Origin of the sequence: Streptomyces sedi, from assembly GCF_006335015.1 — a bacterium.
Lineage (GTDB): Bacteria > Actinomycetota > Actinomycetes > Streptomycetales > Streptomycetaceae > Streptomyces > Streptomyces sedi.
On sequence record NZ_VDGT01000001.1, the window covers coordinates 125,816 to 142,371 of the forward strand.

Consider the following 16,556-nt stretch of genomic DNA (forward strand, 5'->3'; position numbering starts at 1 on the left):
CCTGGCTCAGGCGCTCGGCTCAGGCGCGGTCCGCCGCCCCGCGTGGGCGCAGGGCCATGCGGGGAGTGAGCCGGACGACGTCGAAGTGGGCGGTGGTGCGGCGGACGCGTCCGAAGAGGTTGTCCGGGCCGGCGACATGGACCGTGCCGACGCCGTTCTCCCGCAGCGCGTCGACCACCAGCGGCCAGCGCAGGGGGCGGACGATGCCGTCCAGCAGCAGGGTCCGCACCTCGTCGCCGGTGCGCAGCACGGTGCCGTCGTGGTCGGAGACCACGGGTGTCCGGGGGTCGGCGAAGGTGAGCCCGGCGAAGACCTCGTCCTCGGCCCGCCGGCGCAGCGGACCGAACGCGCCGGAGTGCAGCGGGGGGCGCATGGTGTAGAGGGAGAGGCCGCCGGCGTTCCTGATCCGTTCCTTGAACCAGTCGAGGGCGTGTTCGCGCACGGAGACCATGTGCATGTCGTCGTCGACGTAGCAGGCCATGTCGTGCCACCAGCCGCGCGCGTCCATCTCGGCGAGGATCTCCGTCAGCCGTTCCGTGGGGGTGCGGACGAAGGAGTGGGTGACGACGTCCTTGTGCTCCTCGGAGAAGTACTCGTCCTGGAGGCGGGCCAGCCGGGCCGTCATCCGGACGGTGTCCTCGACGGAGAGGCAGCCGGTGTGGGCGGCGGTGGCCTTGCCGCCGAAGCTGGGGCCCGCGCACAGCAGCGGGTCGAGGCCGAGCTGGTCCTCGGCCCAGCGGGCGAGGGCGAGGCAGTTGACCAGGAAGGCGACCTGCGCGGCCTCGGAGTAGTCCTGTTCCGCCTCGCGGAAGCGGTCGACCACCGAGTAACCGACCACCTCGTCGGCAGTGGTCAACAGGTCACGCGCCTGTGGGTTGACCACCATGAACTTGCCCACGTCATCGAACGGCATGGCCCCCATGCCGGGGAACACCACCGCCGCACCGGACCGGTCTTCGCTCACCATCGCCACTCCCACCTCCGGGTACGCGGTTCTCGCGCGTGCCGGTTCACTATGGGTGGCCGCCCGGGCGGGGATGAACCCCTACCCACCCGCACACCGCTAGGGGGCGCACCGCCGAGATGGGCGGCGCCGGGGTGAAGTCAGGGGCGCGCGGGGCGCGTTCGAGGCCCGTTCGGGGCGTGCGGGGCGGGGTGGCTAGGGGTTGGCCGGGTGGTGCGCCACTCCTAGCGTGAGCCCGCATGTGAGCGAACCCCGTTGTGCGCTCCCCGAGACCGGAGACGGACCAGCGGGCCGGCAGAGCCGGTCCCGTCCGCACCGCGGCCTTCCGTCGGACTGGAGACTGAGCCATGCGTGTCCTCATCACCACCCTCGCCCTCGATTCGCATTTCTTCAACACCGTTCCGATCGCCTGGGCACTGCGCACCGCGGGGCACGAGGTGCGGGTGGCGAGCCAGCCCGACCTCATGGAGTCGATCACCCGCGCGGGGTTGACGGCCGTTCCGGTCGGCCCCGACCTGAACCTGATGGAGCAGAACCGGGAGGCCGACGGCGGCGACCAGCCGGGCTACGGCTTCGGCTACAACATCGCCGAGACCGACCCGGAGAAGCTGACCTGGGAGTACGTGCGGGACACCCTCAAGACGTACGCGCACATAGCCGAGTTGGCCGCCAACCAGCAGACGCTGGAGGACCTGGCGCGGCTCACCGACAGCTGGCGTCCCGACCTGGTGATCTGGGACGCCATGACGTACACGGGCCCGATCGCGGCCAAGGCCAGCGGCGCGGCGCAGGCGCGGCTGGTCTTCGGCACCGACCACTGGGCGCGGATGCGTTCGCTGTTCCTGAGGCTGCGCGAGGAGCAGGCGCCGGGCGACCGGGAGGACGGTCTCGGCGACTGGATGCGCGGACGGCTGGAGGGGCTGGGGCTCGACCCGGCGAAGGCGTTCGGCGAGGAACTGGTCTACGGGCAGCGGACCATCGACCCGATGCCGGAGTTCCTGCGGGTGCCGGGCGAGCCGACGAACCGCATCCCGGTGCGTCCGGTCTCCTACAACGGCCGTTCCGTGGTGCCCGACTGGGTGCACGAGACGCCGAAGCGCCCCCGGGTCTTCCTGACGCTGGGGCTGACGCTGCCGGAGGCCAACCACCAGGGTTTCCCTGTTTACAACCTGTTGAAAGCCGCTGCCGACCTGGACGTGGAGCTGATCACCACCGTCGGCGCCGGCGCGGACCCCAGCGAGGTCCCCGGACTGGACAAGCTGCCGGAGAACGTGCGGCTGGTCGACTTCGTGCCGTTGAACGAGGTGCTGCCGAGCTGCTCGGCGATCATCCACCACGGCGGTGGCGGGACGCTCCAGAACTCGCTGCGCCACGGCACGCCGCAGATCATCGTTCCCGGCTGGCTGTGGGACGAGAAGGCGACGGCCCAGGCCCTGGCCGGCGAGGGCGCGGGGCTGTGCATCGACCCGACGGAGTTCACGGCCGACTCGCTGAGCGAGAGCCTGGGCCGGGTGCTGGACGAGCCCGGGTTCCGGGAGCAGGCCGGCCGGCTGCGGGACGAGCTGCTGGCGCGGCCGACCCCGCACGACATCGTTCCCGAGCTGGAGGCGCTGGCCGCCGAGGGCGGTTCCCCGGCGTGAGGGGCATCGTTCTCGCCGGTGGGCACGGTACCCGGCTCCACCCGTTGACGCTCTCGGTGTCCAAACAGCTGCTTCCGGTCAACGACAAGCCGCTGATCTACTATCCGCTGTCGGTGCTGATGCTGGCCGGCATCCGCGACATCACGGTGATCTCGACGCCGACGGACCTGCCGCAGCTGCGGCGGCTGCTCGGCAACGGCGCCCATCTGGGGCTGAACATCGACTACGTGAGCCAGTCCCACCCCGGCGGGCTCGCGGAGGCGTTCATCCTGGCCTCGGACCAGATCGGCGACGGGCCGGTGGCGCTGGTGCTGGGCGACAACGTCTTCCACGGCCACAACTTCTACGAGATCCTCCAGAGCCACGCGCGCGACGACATCGACGGCTGTGTGCTGTTCGGCTACCCGGTGGAGGACCCGCACCGGTACGGCGTGGGCGAGACGGACGACGAGGGCCGGCTCGTGTCGTTGGAGGAGAAGCCGGCGAACCCGAGGTCGAACCGGGCGATCGTCGGGCTCTACTTCTACGACAACGACGTGGTGGACATCGCGAAGAACCTGCGGCCCTCGCCGCGCGGGGAGCTGGAGATCACCGACGTCAACCTGGAGTACGTGCGCCGGGGCAAGGCACGGCTGGTGGATCTCGGCCGCGGCTTCGCGTGGCTGGACGCCGGCACGCCGTCGTCGCTGCTGGCCGCCGGGCAGTACGTGCAGGTGCTGGAGGAACGGCAGGGCGTGCGGATCGCGTGTGTGGAGGAGGTGGCGCTGCGGATGGGGTTCATCGACTCCGAGACGTGCTACCGGCTCGGCGCGCGGCAGTCCTCGTCGGCGTACGGGGCGTATGTCCGCACGATCGCCCAGGAGTTGGCCGACACCCCGGTGTCGGCCCGCTGACGCCTTGCCGGCGGGGGCGCAGACGACAACCCGCCTTGCCGGCGCGGCACCGTGGTCGTCTCACCCCCGCCACGAATGCACCGCGCAGTTCCCCGCGCCCCCAAACAGGCCGCCACCCGCACCCGACCGACCACGCCAACCCACACCAGGGGCGCGGGGAACTGCGCGAGCAACCACACACCGAGCCGCAGACGACAACCCACCCAGACCGGCAAGGTCAGTAGTCGACTGCGACCCGCCACACATGCACCGTGCGAGCAACGCAGCGCCGGGGCGGGGTCTATGGGCCCGGGGGCAGGGCCGGCAGGGCCGGCAAGGCCACCGCGGCGAGGATGTCGTCCGCCGGTCCCTCGTCCGCGTCGTACGCGTACCGCACATGGTGCAGGTCCGCGTGGAGCGCCGCCGAGGTGACGGTCCGCGCCCGGCCGGCGAGGCCACCCCCGTCCCCGCCTCGGCCGAACGGCAGGTCGCCGCTGTCGGCCCAGCGCAGCCGCCCCTCCTCGTCGATGTAGCTGCGGGTGCGGCCCTGGTTGTCGGGGTGGAGGCAGTAGGGGATGTCGAGATAGCCCTTGGTGAACGCCTCGGCGAGCGCCGTGCCCAGGTCGGGGTGGAGGTCGCGGACGGCGTCGACGAGGGCCGCGGCCTCCCGGTAGACCTCGTTGTCGGCGTCGACCTCCGCGACCTCTCCCCCGGTCCAGCCGCGCACGGTGTCGGCGGCGGCTGCAGCGAACTCCAGGGCGGCGACGTTCTCCTCGACGGTCGGGATGCGCATCGACTCGGCGACGGTCTTCACGATGAGCCGCTCGGCGCCGGAGCGGACGGCGAGTTCCGCCGCCGACGCCAGCATCCGGTAGGCGCCGCGCGGGGTGACCGGGTAGAGGCCCATGTAGGCGTAGATGACGACGTGCCAGCTGGGTTCCGGCAGCAGTTCGGCGCAGAGTCGGCGGAGCGCGGCGACGGCCTCGCGGTCCTGGGTGGCGTTGGTCTGCTGCGCGTAGCTGACGGAGACGCTGCGGACGCCGTGCTGGTGGAAGAAGAGCGCCTCCAGCACGGACACCGCGACCAGCAGGCTCGGCGGGCACAGCTGCCCGAGGAGGCAGCCGCCGAACGACTCCAGGTGTGGCTGGGCGCCGCGTTCCCGCAGGGTGGCGAAGAGCCGGGTGCTGTCGGCCCAGTTCCGCACGGACTGCGCCAGGGGGGTGCGGCCGTAGGGCAGGCAGTAGGAGATCGGGCCGCCCTCGCTGGCGCTGAGGCCGAGCCCGATCATCGACTCGAAGATGTGCCGGGGCACGGCCGAGCCGTGCCGGACCTGGACGGGGAAGTCGGGGCCGCGCAGCCCGGCCAGCATGCGGGCGGTGACCTCGGGCGGATGCGTGGTCAACGGGTAGCCGTTGAGTGGCCTGCCCTCGGCGAGCGCGGTGGCGAGGGCGGCCTCGTCCCGCAGCCGGGTGTAGCTGTCGAGGGTGAGGGTGCCGACGGTGGTGGCGTCGGCGGCCCTGGTGGCGGCGAGTCCCGCGCGCATCGCCTCGGGGTCCATGAACCCCATGCGCGGCTGCACCACCAGGGCGCCGGCGCTGGCGCGGCGGCGGACGAACGCGTCGAAGTCCACCGCCCCGACGGCGGGGAGCGGGGCCTCGGTCACGACGCGCTCGACGCTCCCGCCAACTCGCCCCGGGCGTACTCCTCTTCGAGGGCCGGCGCCGCGGCGGCCTCGCCCGGCCGTTCGCCGGAGAGGAGGTAGCGGCGCAGGTCGGCGGCGGCGGCGTCGAAGAAGACGGCGTCGAAGCCGGCCTCCAGCAGCGCCCGGGAGCCGCGTTCGCGGTCGGCCGCCTCGCCGCCGACGCCCAGCTTGCCGCCGATGATCATGGAGAGTTCGGCGAGTTCGGGCCTGGCCCGGACGCGGGGCGCCAGCCGGAGGCCGTCGGCGTAGCCGTGGCCGTTGATGCTGCTGATGACGACGAGTTCGGGCCGGTGCCGCAGGCACTCCTCGACGAGCAGCTCCTCGGGGACGCAGGGACCGAGGTTGACCACCTCGAACCCGCATTCCTCCAGCAGGAGTTGGAGGAGCACCAGGTTCCAGGTGTGAGAGTCGGAGGGCACGGTACCCAGGACGACGGTGCCGCCGGGGGTGGCCGGTGCCCCGCCGCCGGGCGCGCCGGGTCCGGAGGGGGTCGGCTCGTGCGCATCGCGTCGCGCGGGGGCGGTCATCGGGCGGCCCCGTCCGGCTCCAGATAGGCGCGGCGGTAGTCGAGGCGGGAGGCGGAGACGACCTCGCCGCCGCGGACCGTGACCTCGACGGGCGCGGGTCGGCCGAGGAACGCCAGCAGGCTGGCGCTGACGCCGTAGGCGCCGGCGTTGGGCACGGTCAGCACGTCGCCCGGCGCGAGGTCGGCGACCTCCACGTCCCGGCCGAGCACGTCGCCCGGGGTGCACAGCGGCCCGGCCAGCGTCGCGGTGCCGGTGGCGGGGCCGCCCTCGGGGAGGACGCTGGCGGGCAGCAGCCGCCCGAGCCCGGACATGCCGCCGAAGATGTTGATCCCGCCGTCCAGGATGGCGAACGTGCGGCCCCTGCCGACCTTCACGTTGGTGACGCCGAGCAGCAGCGTCCCGGCGCAGGCGACCAGGAAGCGGCCGGACTCGAACGCGATGCGGGGCGAGCCGTCGCGCCAGGACGGCAGGTGGGTGTCGAGGGCGGTGGTGAGTTCGCTCCGCAGCTTGGGGTAGCTGGCCCGGCCGCCGGGGACGCCGTAGGGCGCGGAGAACCCGCCGCCCAGGTCGAGCAGGGAGAGCGGGATCTCCAACTCCTCGGCGAGCGCGGTGGCCTGTTCCAGGGTGTTCTGGAACTCGGCGACCAGGCCCTCCTCGTCGGCCGCGTTGCTCAGCGGGAAGTAGTGCATCCCGGCCAGCCGCGCGCCTCGGGTGCCGGCCAGCTCGCGCACGGCTTCGGGCAGGTTCTCGACGTCGAAGCCGAACTGGGAGGGGCGGCCGGTCATGCGCACGCCGGTGCCGGCGGCGGCCGAGGCGCTGTTGACGCGCAGCAGGCAGTCGGCGACCAGGCCGCGGTCGGCGGCGGCCGAGCCGACGCGCCGCACGTCGGTGACGGAGTCGGTGGAGAAGGTCCGCACGCCCAGTTCGAGGGCGTGGCTCAGCTCCCCGGTGGTCTTGCCGGGGCCGGTGTAGAGGCACTCGGCGGGGTCGAAGCCGGCTTCGAGGGCGGCGGCCAGTTCGCCGCTGGAGGAGATCTCCGCGCGGCAGCCCTCCTCGCCGTCGGCGGTCTCGCGCAGCGCGCGGGCGACGTCGGGGTGCGGGTTGGCCTTGAGGGCGTAGTAGAGGGCGCTGCCCTCGGGGAGGGTGGCGCGCAGCTCGTCGCGGGCGGCTGCCACCTCGTCGAGGTCGAAGACGTACAGGGGCGTTCCGAAGCGTTCGGCCAGCTCGGCGTGACGGTTGTCGACGGTCACAGGTTCTCCTCCTTGAGCAGCGCGGCGATCTCCCGGTGCGCGATCTTGCCGTGGGCGGTCAGCGGGAGCCGCGGGACGACGCGGCACAGCGCCGGCACCTTCGCCGGCTCCAGGCGGGTGGCCAACTCGCGCAGCACCGCGTGCGACTCCACCTCGCCCTCCACCACGATCGCCAGGTCCGTGCCGTCGGCGGGGGGAACGACGCAGGCGGCCTCCACCCCCGGCACGTCGGTCGCGGCGGCCTCGATCTCGACGGTGCTCATGCGGATGCCGCGGCGCTTGAACATGTCGTCGCGCCGGCCCTGGAAGTAGAGGTAGCCGTCCTCGTCCAGCCATCCGTAGTCGCCGGTGTGCAGGCGGGGTTCGCCGGTGTCGGGGTCGGCCCTGAAGACGCGCGCGGTCTGCTCGGGCGCGCGCCAGTAGCCGGGCATGACGTGGGGTCCGGCGGCGACGATCTCGCCGACCTCGCCCGTGGGGACCTCCTTGCCCTCGCCGTCGAGGATGAGGACCCGGGTGCCGGGGAGGGGGACGCCGACGGAGTCGGGGCGTTCGGCGTCCTCCTCGGGGGGCATGACGGTGACGCGCTTGCACTCGGTCTGCCCGTACTGGCGGACCACCCGCACGCCGGGGAAGAGTTCGCGCAGCGAACGGATGGTGGCGGCCGGCAGGGCGGCGCCGGTGTTGGTGAAGAGCCGCACGGCGGGCAGCCCGTCGCGTGCGCGGGCGCCGAGGGCGACGATCATCTGCGCCAGGGACGGCACGATGGGCACCACGGTGGCGCCGGTCTCGCCCATTCTGCGCAGCAGCGTCAGGTCGGACTCCTCGTCGGCGAGGACCAGTTCGGAACGGCCGAGGCAGGCGAGCAGCACCTTGTAGAGGCCGTAGTCCCAGGAGATGGGGAAGCGGCAGAAGACGACGTCGTCGGGCCGGTACCGCAGCACGGCGGCGATGGCGCGCGCGGCGAAGGCCATGTGGGAGTGGTGGGACATGACGGCTTTGGGGGCCGCGGTGGAGCCCGAGGTGTAGACGAGGACGGCGAGGTCGTCGGGGGTGACCTCGGCGGGGGGCGGGCCCGCGGGTGAGGACTTCGCCAGCTCGTCGGCCTCCCGCCACACGTCGTCCTGGTCGCGCACGGGTGCCTCGGTGACCTCGGTGAGGCGCGCGACGCCGGCGCCGGCGCCGATGACCAGCTTGGGTTCGGCGTTGGCCAGCACGGACCTGAGGTGGAACGGTTTCATGCCGGGGTTGAGCGGAACGAAGACGACGCCCCGGGCGAGGGTGCCGTAGAGCATCGCGACGAGTTCGCGGCGGCTGGGTGCCTGGACGACCAGCCGGTCGCCGCGCCGCACGCCCTGCGCGTCGAGCCAGGCGCCGAACTCCCGGCTCCGTTCGGCCAGCTGCCGGTAGGTCCAGCCGCCGGAGGCGTCCCGCACCGCGGGTGCGTCCACCGCCGTCAGCAGGGCCTCGTCGAGGAAGTCGTGCACGCGCTCGGTGCCGGGGGCCAGCACCTGGGGGGCGTCGTCCGACTTCGCGAGTCCCTCCATGATCTGCCTCGCCTCTCCACCGGTGGCTCGAATCCCCGGTGATCTCGTGGGAGTTGTCCTGCGGAGTTGTCCTGCGGAGCTGTCGAGCGGAGTCGTCGTGCGGGGTTCCGCTGCTCGGGCACCCTAGGGACGGCGTCAGTGACTGCCACACCCCTAGCCACCCCTAGGCGGGCGCCGCCGGTCCCGCGGGTTCCGGGCCGCCGGGGGCGTGTGGGCGGGAGCTGCCAGCGGGTTAGGGGCCGCTAAGGGTTTCCCGGGATCGCCGGTGCGGTTGCCATGGGGGTGCGGGGTTTCCCGCGGGTTCCCGGCGGCCGGCCCGATGACCGCTCGACGGGTTCGGCCGACGGTTCGACGCACAGGGAGTACACATGTGGGATGAGCAGTTCGAGGCGATCGTGCGCAAGCACCTGCCCTTTCTCGGCGGCGACGAGGAGCTCGCCGGCGGGGCGTCGCTGCGCGACCTCGGTCTCGACTCGCTGGGCACGGTGGAGCTGTTGAGCGCCCTGGAGAACGAGTACGAGCTGCGGTTCGTCGACGACGCCCTGACGTTGGAGACGTTCGCCACCCCCGACCGGCTGTGGTCGACGCTCAGCGAGCTGCGCGGGGCCAGCGCCTGACGGGCGTGCCGGCGCGGAGCGCGTGGGGCCGCCCGTCGACGTGGGACGCACGTCGGCGGGCGGCTCTCTCGCGGGCTTGGGGGCGGCGGTTCCGGGTCAACGGCGCCCGTGGGTGGTCGGTGCGCCTATCCGGCGATCTCCTTGAGGAAGCCGCCGAGCACCTCGCGGAACCGTTCGGGCTGTTCCAGGTGCGGCACGTGGCTGGCGTCGTCGACGATCTCCCAGCGCACGTCCGGGATGTGGTCGTGGAACGGCCGCATGGTGGCGGGGGTCGCCTCGTCGTGCTCGCCGGCCAGCAGCAGGGTGGGGGCGGCGATGTCGGGGCAGGACTCGATCACTCCCCAGTCCTTGAGGGTGCCGATGACGTGGAACTCGTTGGGCCCGTTCATCGCGTAGTAGACGCTGGGGTTGTTGTAGATCTCGTAGAACGACGCCATGAAGTCGCGGGGCCAGGGGTTCACCCGGCAGACGTGGCGGTCGTAGAACGGCCGCATGGCGTTGGTGTACTCGTCGCTGTCGGTGGTGCCGGCCGCCTCGTGGCGGAGCAGCGTCTCGTTGACGCCGTCGGGCAGCCGCTCGCGCAGCTTGCCGACCTCCTCCAGCCACAGCGGGTAGGAGGCCGGCGAGCTGACGATGGCGAGGCCGCGCAGCCCGGCGGGGCGGGACGCGGCGTGCCGCGCGATGAGCAGTCCGCCCCAGGAGTGGCCCAGCAGCGTGTAGTTGTCGGCGATGCCGAGCTTGGTGAGCAGGTTGTCCAGTTCGTCGAGGAAGAGCTGGACGGTCCAGAACTCCGCGTCGCGGTCCGGGAGATGGGTGGAGCCGCCGTTGCCCAGCTGGTCGTAGTGGACGACGGGCCAGCCGTCCTCGGCCAGCTCGGCGACGGCGAGCATGTAGTCGTGGGTGGAGCCCGGCCCGCCGTGGACGACGACCAGCGGGGGGCGTCCCGAGTCGAGGTCACCGGTGATGCGGTACCAGGTGCGCCACTCGCGGAACTCCACCGTTCCACGGGCGCTCGGAGGGGGAGCCATCGTGCCGGGTCACCTCGGTCTCTTCCGGTTCGGGCGTGGTCTGCTGGCTTGGCGGTCTGGTGGTCTGGTGGTCTGGTGGTCTGGTGACCAGTTGACGGTGGTCAGCGGACCGCTGGTCAACTGAAGGGCGGGGCGTCCAACTCGACGACGGTTCCCTCCTCGGGGACCCGCAGGTCGAGCAGGTAGTCGGAGACGAGCGCGTCGCCGGCCTCGGAGAGGCCGGTGAAGCAGTGGCCGAAGCCGTCGACCGTCACCAGCCGCGCCGCGCCGAGCTGCTCGACCACGCGCTCGGAGAACGCGTAGGGCGTCGCCGGATCGTGCACGCCGCCCAGGACCAGCACCGGGATCTCGGTGCTCAGCTCCCAGGGGCCGGTGTACGGGTCGGGGGACGCCGCGGGCCACAGCGGGCACAGCGCCGCCTCGCCGAAGAGCTGGAAGCGGCTGAAGGTGGGCATCTCCGCCTCCCACTCCTCGACGAGCGCCGGCACGTCGCCCTGCGCGTGGTCGAACGGCTTGTCCGAGCAGTTGAACGCGAAGTGCGGGTCGGAGAAGAGATGTGGGCTCGGCTCCGCGTCCGGGCCGGCCGCCCCGAGCGGGGCCTCGGCCGTCAGCAGGGCGCGCGGGTCGGCCGCGCCCTCGGTGGTCGCCCCGGTCATCGCGTCGTGGGCGCCCTGGAGCTGGGCGGCCAACTGGCCGAGCCCGGCCTGGGAGAACAGCCCGTAGGCGACCCCGGTGATCAGCCCGTCGGCCGTCAGCGGGGCGCCGCCCGGCACGTCGATCGGGCCCTGGTGGAGCCGTTCGCGCAGCGCGTCCCACTTGGCGTGCGGGTCGCCCGAGCCGAAGGCGCACGCGTCACCGGCCTCCGCGCACGCGGTCAGGAAGGCGTCCAGCGCCTCCTCGTGCGCCCCGGCGCGCTGCCTGTCCTGCTCAAGCCCGTCGTTGGTGCGCAGGTCGGGGTCGACGGACGCGTCGAAGACCATGGCCCGCACCCGTTCCGGGTAGAGGTTGGCGTAGGTCGCGCCGATCAACGTGCCGTAGGACTGGCCGACATAGGTGATCCGCTCCTCGCCGACGGCGGCGCGCAGCGCGTCGAGGTCGTGCGCGACGTCCCGGGTCGACATGTGCTCGATCAGCGGGCCCGCGTTGGCCGCGCAGTGCTCGGCGTAGCTCCGGTAGCCGGCCAGCGAACCGCTGACCTCCTCCTCGTTCACCGGCGTGCGGATCAGCCGGCCGAAGACGCCGGCCGCCTCCTCGTCGCTGGTGAAGCAGCTGAACGGGGTGGAGGCGCCGGTGCCCCTGGGGTCGAAGCCGACGATGTCGAAGGAGTCCAGCACCTCCTCGTCGAGGTGGTTGGCGGCGTTGACGGCGAGGACGCGGCCGGCGTTGCCGGGGCCGCCCGGGTTGACGAAGGCGGAGCCGATCCTGGCGTCCGGGTCGTCGGCGGCGCGGCGGAGCAGGGCGATGCTGATCCGCTCCCCCTCCGGGTCGGCGTGGTCCAGCGGCACCTCGTGGTCGGCGCAGCTGTAGCGGTCGCGTTCGCCGTCGGGAACGGTGGCGAGGATGTCGTCGTCGCAGGCGCCCCAGTCGACGCGGGGGTCGGGCGCGGTGGCGCCCGCCGGCGTGGCGGCGGCCAGCAGCGGGGCGGCGAGGGCGAAGGAACAGGCCGCGGCGAGCGCGGCACGGCGTCGGGGTCGTGCGTGTGCGGGCATCGGCTTCCTCCGGTCTGATCACGACGGGCCACGAGTACCCGAGGGGTCTCGCAGACTGCCGCCGTCCGCCCGGCGGACGCACCCCCTAACTCCCCCCTATCCGCCCTTCACATGGGCAAAGCCGCCGCGGCTCGAAGGTGGCGGGACGGCCGTGGGGGCGTCACGTCGGCGGGACGCCCCCGCGGCCCTTCGTCAGGCCGTCCCGGCCGTTCGCGTCGCGACGTAGACGCCGCGGTCGCCCCGGCCCACGGGCAGCAGCCGGGGCGTCAGGCCGGCGGCGGTGAACGCCTCCTCGTACGCGTCGCCGGAGAAGAGCGCCAGGTCCTCGCGGTCGACGAAGTGCCGCACGCCCTCGCCGCCCGGCTCGGAGACCAGGTAGTGCATGTCGACGGCCGACCGGTCGCCCTCGGTGCGCCACTGGCCCATCCGGGAGATGGTCACGCCGTCCCGCTCCACGGAGGCGTGGGCGAGCTGCCCGCCCCGCCAGCGTTCGCGGAGGATCCACGGTTCGACGATCAGCACCCCGGCGGGCGTGAGGTGGCGGGCCATGGTGGCGACGGCGTCGCGCAGGTCGGGAACGCCGCCGAGGTAGCCGACGGCGCTGTACATGGAGCAGATCACGTCGTACGAGCGGCCGAGGTCGAACTTCCGCATGTCGGCCTGGTGCAGCGGGACGTCCGCCGGCAGCTTCTCGCGCGCCCTGGCCAGCATCGGCTCGGACAGGTCGAGCCCCGTCACCGCGAACTCGCCGCGCAGATGGCGCAGATGCTCGCCGGTGCCGCAGCCGACGTCCAGCAGGGTGGCGGCTTCGGGGGCGTGTTCCCTGGCGAGGTCGGCGATCAGACGGGCGTGGGCTGCGTAGTCGTACAGGGTGCAGTAGACGCGGTCATACACTTCGGCGAACTGGGTGTCGTACACGAAGGGACGCCCTTCTGGCGGTCAGGACGGGGTGGTGTGGGCGGTTCCGGCGAGGAGGGGGTCAGCCGGTGGCCGCCCGGACGGTGCCGTTGCCCGCGTGGATGCGTTGCAGGTCGGCGCGGCCGGAGAGCTGGAGCTTGCGGTAGACGCGGGTCAGGTGCTGCTCGACGGTGCTGATCGTGATGAAGAGCTTCCGGGAGATCTCCCGGTTGGTGTCGCCGGCCGCCGCCAGTTGGGCGACCCGCTGCTCGGCCTCGCTGAGCTGCGCCGCCTCCCAGCCGGACCAGGCGGGCAGCGTCGCCGGCTCGGGGGCGCCGACGGTGCTGGACTCGGGCAGCAGGGTGCGGGCGACCCGCTCGGCGCCGCAGCGGACGGCGCCGCGCCACGCCAACTCGCCGACGGCGCGGGCGCTTTGGGAGTCACCCATGTCCTGGTGGGCGAGGCTGAGGTCGACGAGCACGAGGAACCGCTGGTGCAGGTCCTGCCCCTCGGAGAGCACCTCGGCGGCCTCCGTCAGCACCCCGAGCCTGCGGTGGCGGTCCACCACCCGCGCGTAGACCCGCAGCGCGGCGCCCCGCACCCGCGGATGCTGGCCCCGTGGGTGGCGCAGCTGCTTCTCCAGCAGCCGCCTGGCCTCGGCCCGGTCGCCCTGCGCGAGCGACACCTCGGCGAGGCCGAGCCGCCAGGGCGCGAGCGCGGGGATGTCCATCTCCCAGCGCGTCAGCAGCTCGCCGCAGCGCAGGAAGTCCCGGTGGGCGGCCTGGTACTGCCCGCCGGCCAGCCGGTAGCGGGCGCGGGCGTGCAGATAGGCGACGCCGTGCAGCGTCTCGAACATGTTCTGCGGCACGATCCAGGAGAGGTACTCCTCAGCCTGGTCCAGGTCGCCGCGCGCGGTGTGCGCGGCGACCAGCACGCTCAGCGGCAGGCCGAGCGCGACGCCCCAGGCGCGGGGCGCCAGGTGCTTCAGGGCGGTCGTCGCGTACCGCTCGGCGGTGATCAGATCGCCCCTGCGCCGCATGGTCTCGGCGCGGATGGCCTGCGGGACGCCGCGCAGCGAGTCGATGCCGGCGCCTCCCGACTCGGTGACGACGCGCGTAGCGCACCGTTCGGCGCGGTCGAGTTCGTCGACGCACACCAGCGCCTGGAGCACGGTGGCGACGGCGTCGCCCCTGGTGACCCCGTCGGTGCCGATGCTCTCGCTGAGCGCGGCCACGTCGCTGGGGCCCTGCTCGCTGAACGCGCCGCGCAGCGCCCGCAGATGGCGCAGCAGGGCGGGGTCGTCGACCTCGGCGAGCCGGTCGAGGAGCGCGGGGTCGGCCTCGTCCAGCCGGTGCCGCAGCGCCGGGTAGCTGATCAGCGCCCAGCCGAGGAACGCGCGTAGCTCGGCCCTGCGCTCGGATGTCGTCGCGCGCATCGCCACGTCGACCAGCATGGCCGCGGCCTGGTCGGTCCGGCCGTGCCACAGGAAGATCGTCAGCAGCGTGACGGTGTCCTCGTCGGGGACCATCCCCGCCCGTTGGAGCGCGTGGCACTGGTCGAGGTAGCGGATGACGCGCGCCGGGTTGAGCCGCCACTGGGCCCAGATCAGCTTGGTGATGACGCGGCCCTTCTCCGCGTCGTCGAGTGGGCCGCGCATCGCCAGCGCGAGGCACCGGACGGCGAACGACCAGTCGCCCTGGCCGACGGCCTCCATCGCGGAGTCCCGCAGCACGGAGGTGGTCCACGCCGCGGAGGTGGCGTCGGAGGCGACCAGGTGCCTGGCGACCAGGGAGCTGCTGTAGCCCTCGGACTCCAGGATGGCGGCTACCTGGTAGTGCTGGGTGGGGAGCTCGGTGAACTCCGGGTCCTCCAGGAGGGTTTCGGCGGCCCGGGGGTGGCGGAACCGCACGTCCTGGACGCCGACGTCGTCCGGGTGGTCCGAGTCGTGCAGGATGCCCGCGTCCGTCAGGGAGCGGAGCTGCTCGGTGACCAGTTCGGGGTCGGTCTTCAGCAGCTGCGCCAGCAGGTCGACGTTGGCCTCGGCGCCGAGCAACGCGATGCCGCGCGCCACGGCCAGTATCTCGGGGCCGCTGCGGTGCAGGGAGGCGAAGACGGCCAACGCGGAGACGCGGCCGGCCTCCAGGCGCGGCGCCTCGGTCGGGGTCGCTTCGCCGCGACCGCGGGGGGAGTTGGCGCGCCACTCCTCGATGAGGGTGCGCAGGACCAGGGGGTTGCCGCCGCTGGTGCGGTAGCAGTCGTCGGTCATCCACTCGGCGGCCTCGGGGCCCAGGTCGCGGCCGACGACCTCCCGCACGCCGTCCCGGGTCAACGGCCCGAGGCGGAGCTGCGAGTAGTGCGGCTCGCGCATCAACTCGGCGCAGAACAGGGGGATGATGAGGTGGGAGCGGTCGGGGACCACCAGCACCACCACGACGGGACTGGTGCGGGCGAGGCGGACCAGGTGAAGGATACCGGTGAGCGACTCGGGGTCGCTGTGGTGCAGGTCGTCGACGACGGCGAGCACGGGAGTCCGCCGGGACATGCGCGCGATGTCCTCGGCGATCTGCTTGCCGTCGTTCTCCAGATCGGGCCACGGGGCGATGGGCCAGGAAGCTGTCGGCCTGCCCTCAACTCCCTCGTATTCCTTAGCCAGTTGAGTTAACATATCCATGGGTCGTCGCTTTCCCATGCGGGTGGCGTGCGCACGGAGCACGACCAGCTCGGACTCCCCTTCGAGGGATTCGATCAGGGAGTGCGTCAGCTCGGTTTTACCGACTGCGACAGGGCCGGCGACAACCGCGACGCTTCCACGCCCTTTTCGGGCGGCCTGGACAAGCTCCTGGAGTTCGGAAAGCGCACGCGAACGTTCGCTCAGAATCACGTCTTCCCCCTAATTATGGTGGCCAGAACCCGGGGAAGCACTTCTGCGGTCACACAGAATCCCCGTTGGTCGCCAGGGTCAAACTCGGTATTCCTCACTCTCCCGGGATGGCGTTTCGCGGTCCCGAGGGCGCCCTCGGCGATCGAGGACAGGAACCCCCGCATGGACGAAGCGAAACCGCGCAGCGAGGCGCGGTCTCCGTGTCGGTCCTAGCTTCGTGCACACGCCTGGTCCTTGCTCCGTGTACACGCGTCTACTATAGACACGCCACCTCAACTTGACCACCCCTTTAAAGCACCTTTGCGTTGCACCATTCTCACAACGATGCGCCACTACACGGCGAGAGGCGCGGATACGTCGCACTGTGGGGCGGCCACGGGGAGATGGGACCGAGGCGCGCACAATGTCCGACTCGCCGTTTTTACCCGCCCGGGCGCGCTCCGCCCTCGCCAGGGATTCGACCTGCGTACACGGCTCCGACGGCGGCCACACGCGCCCGCGCGCCCGCCGTCGGCACCACCCGGGGCAACGGGGCGCGGAGGGGCGAGTTCGCCCGCGCAACGAGAAGGGCGTCGGCTACGGAACGGCGTTCCGAGGCCATTCCAACGGCTTCCGGAACACACCTGATGATCGGAAAGCGCTTTACCAAGCGGGACTGCGAACTCTTGGGATTGGGAGGTGAATGCCGCGCCGGCCGACGCGGCACTCCTCTCCGCACAGAACCGGAATTCTTCCCTCCGCTACGGGTTCCCCCGCCCGCCGACCGCCCCCGGAAAGCGCCGCCCGAGGCGCGGTTTACACCGCCTCGCGGCGAACGCCGCCACGACGTACCACCGGAGAAGGTACGAATCCTCCACCGCCACCGAAGGCGGCACGCAATCCGAGTGAACGGTGAAGATCCGTCCACACGGGACGTCTTCGACGT

General features: G+C 72.5%; 12 protein-coding genes. 3 read left to right on the top strand and 9 right to left on the bottom strand.

Going from position 1 to position 16,556, the window contains the following annotated elements; translation table 11 throughout:
* Positions 1 to 19: 19 nt before the first annotated feature.
* A complete protein-coding gene (locus FH715_RS00395) occupies positions 20 to 967 on the bottom strand; it encodes an ACP S-malonyltransferase (RefSeq protein ID WP_211367347.1) in 948 nt (315 codons plus the stop codon).
* 344 nt (positions 968 to 1,311) lie between these two features.
* On the opposite strand from FH715_RS00395, the gene FH715_RS00400 reads away from it, so the two are divergent.
* Both FH715_RS00400 and rfbA read left to right on the top strand, forming a co-directional pair.
* On the top strand, positions 1,312 to 2,604 hold the full coding sequence (locus FH715_RS00400) for an activator-dependent family glycosyltransferase (protein WP_139639958.1): 1,293 nt from the start codon (positions 1,312 to 1,314) through the stop codon (positions 2,602 to 2,604).
* On the top strand, positions 2,601 to 3,497 hold the full coding sequence (gene rfbA, locus FH715_RS00405) for a glucose-1-phosphate thymidylyltransferase RfbA (RefSeq protein ID WP_139639959.1): 897 nt from the start codon (positions 2,601 to 2,603) through the stop codon (positions 3,495 to 3,497). The genes FH715_RS00400 and rfbA overlap by 4 nt, the downstream gene beginning before the upstream one ends.
* Positions 3,498 to 3,777: 280 nt before the next feature.
* Here rfbA and FH715_RS00410 read toward each other — a convergent pair whose 3' ends face one another.
* Genes FH715_RS00410 through FH715_RS00425 form a run of 4 tightly spaced genes read right to left on the bottom strand, consistent with a single transcriptional unit; the run spans position 3,778 to position 8,499 of the window.
* Positions 3,778 to 5,139, bottom strand: a complete 1,362-nt coding sequence (locus FH715_RS00410) for a methylaspartate mutase (protein WP_246108461.1) — start codon at positions 5,137 to 5,139, stop codon at positions 3,778 to 3,780.
* A complete protein-coding gene (locus FH715_RS00415) occupies positions 5,136 to 5,705 on the bottom strand; it encodes a cobalamin-dependent protein (protein ID WP_139639960.1) in 570 nt (189 codons plus the stop codon). The genes FH715_RS00410 and FH715_RS00415 overlap by 4 nt, the downstream gene beginning before the upstream one ends.
* A complete protein-coding gene (locus FH715_RS00420; protein WP_139639961.1) occupies positions 5,702 to 6,955 on the bottom strand; it encodes a type III PLP-dependent enzyme domain-containing protein in 1,254 nt (417 codons plus the stop codon). Before FH715_RS00420 ends, FH715_RS00415 begins: the two co-directional genes overlap by 4 nt.
* Positions 6,952 to 8,499 carry an AMP-binding protein gene (locus tag FH715_RS00425; RefSeq protein WP_139639962.1) on the bottom strand — a complete coding sequence of 516 codons (1,548 nt, stop codon included), beginning with the start codon at positions 8,497 to 8,499 and terminating at the stop codon, positions 6,952 to 6,954. Before FH715_RS00425 ends, FH715_RS00420 begins: the two co-directional genes overlap by 4 nt.
* A 368-nt stretch (positions 8,500 to 8,867) precedes the next feature.
* Here FH715_RS00425 and FH715_RS00430 point away from each other — a divergent pair, with 368 nt between their 5' ends.
* A complete protein-coding gene (locus tag FH715_RS00430) occupies positions 8,868 to 9,116 on the top strand; it encodes a phosphopantetheine-binding protein (RefSeq protein WP_139639963.1) in 249 nt (82 codons plus the stop codon).
* A gap of 125 nt (positions 9,117 to 9,241) precedes the next feature.
* On the opposite strand, the gene FH715_RS00435 is transcribed toward FH715_RS00430, so the two are convergent.
* The 4 genes from FH715_RS00435 to FH715_RS00450 all read right to left on the bottom strand — a co-directional run bounded on the left by FH715_RS00435 (position 9,242) and on the right by FH715_RS00450 (position 15,631).
* Entirely contained in the window at positions 9,242 to 10,144 is a 903-nt protein-coding gene (locus tag FH715_RS00435) for a proline iminopeptidase-family hydrolase (RefSeq protein ID WP_139639964.1), read from the bottom strand.
* 116 nt (positions 10,145 to 10,260) lie between these two features.
* On the bottom strand, positions 10,261 to 11,853 hold the full coding sequence (locus FH715_RS00440; RefSeq protein ID WP_139639965.1) for an alpha/beta hydrolase: 1,593 nt from the start codon (positions 11,851 to 11,853) through the stop codon (positions 10,261 to 10,263).
* A 192-nt stretch (positions 11,854 to 12,045) separates the two neighbouring features.
* A complete protein-coding gene (locus tag FH715_RS00445; RefSeq protein WP_139639966.1) occupies positions 12,046 to 12,771 on the bottom strand; it encodes a class I SAM-dependent DNA methyltransferase in 726 nt (241 codons plus the stop codon).
* A 61-nt stretch (positions 12,772 to 12,832) separates the two neighbouring features.
* Entirely contained in the window at positions 12,833 to 15,631 is a 2,799-nt protein-coding gene (locus FH715_RS00450; protein WP_139639967.1) for a helix-turn-helix transcriptional regulator, read from the bottom strand.
* Positions 15,632 to 16,556: the final 925 nt, after the last annotated feature.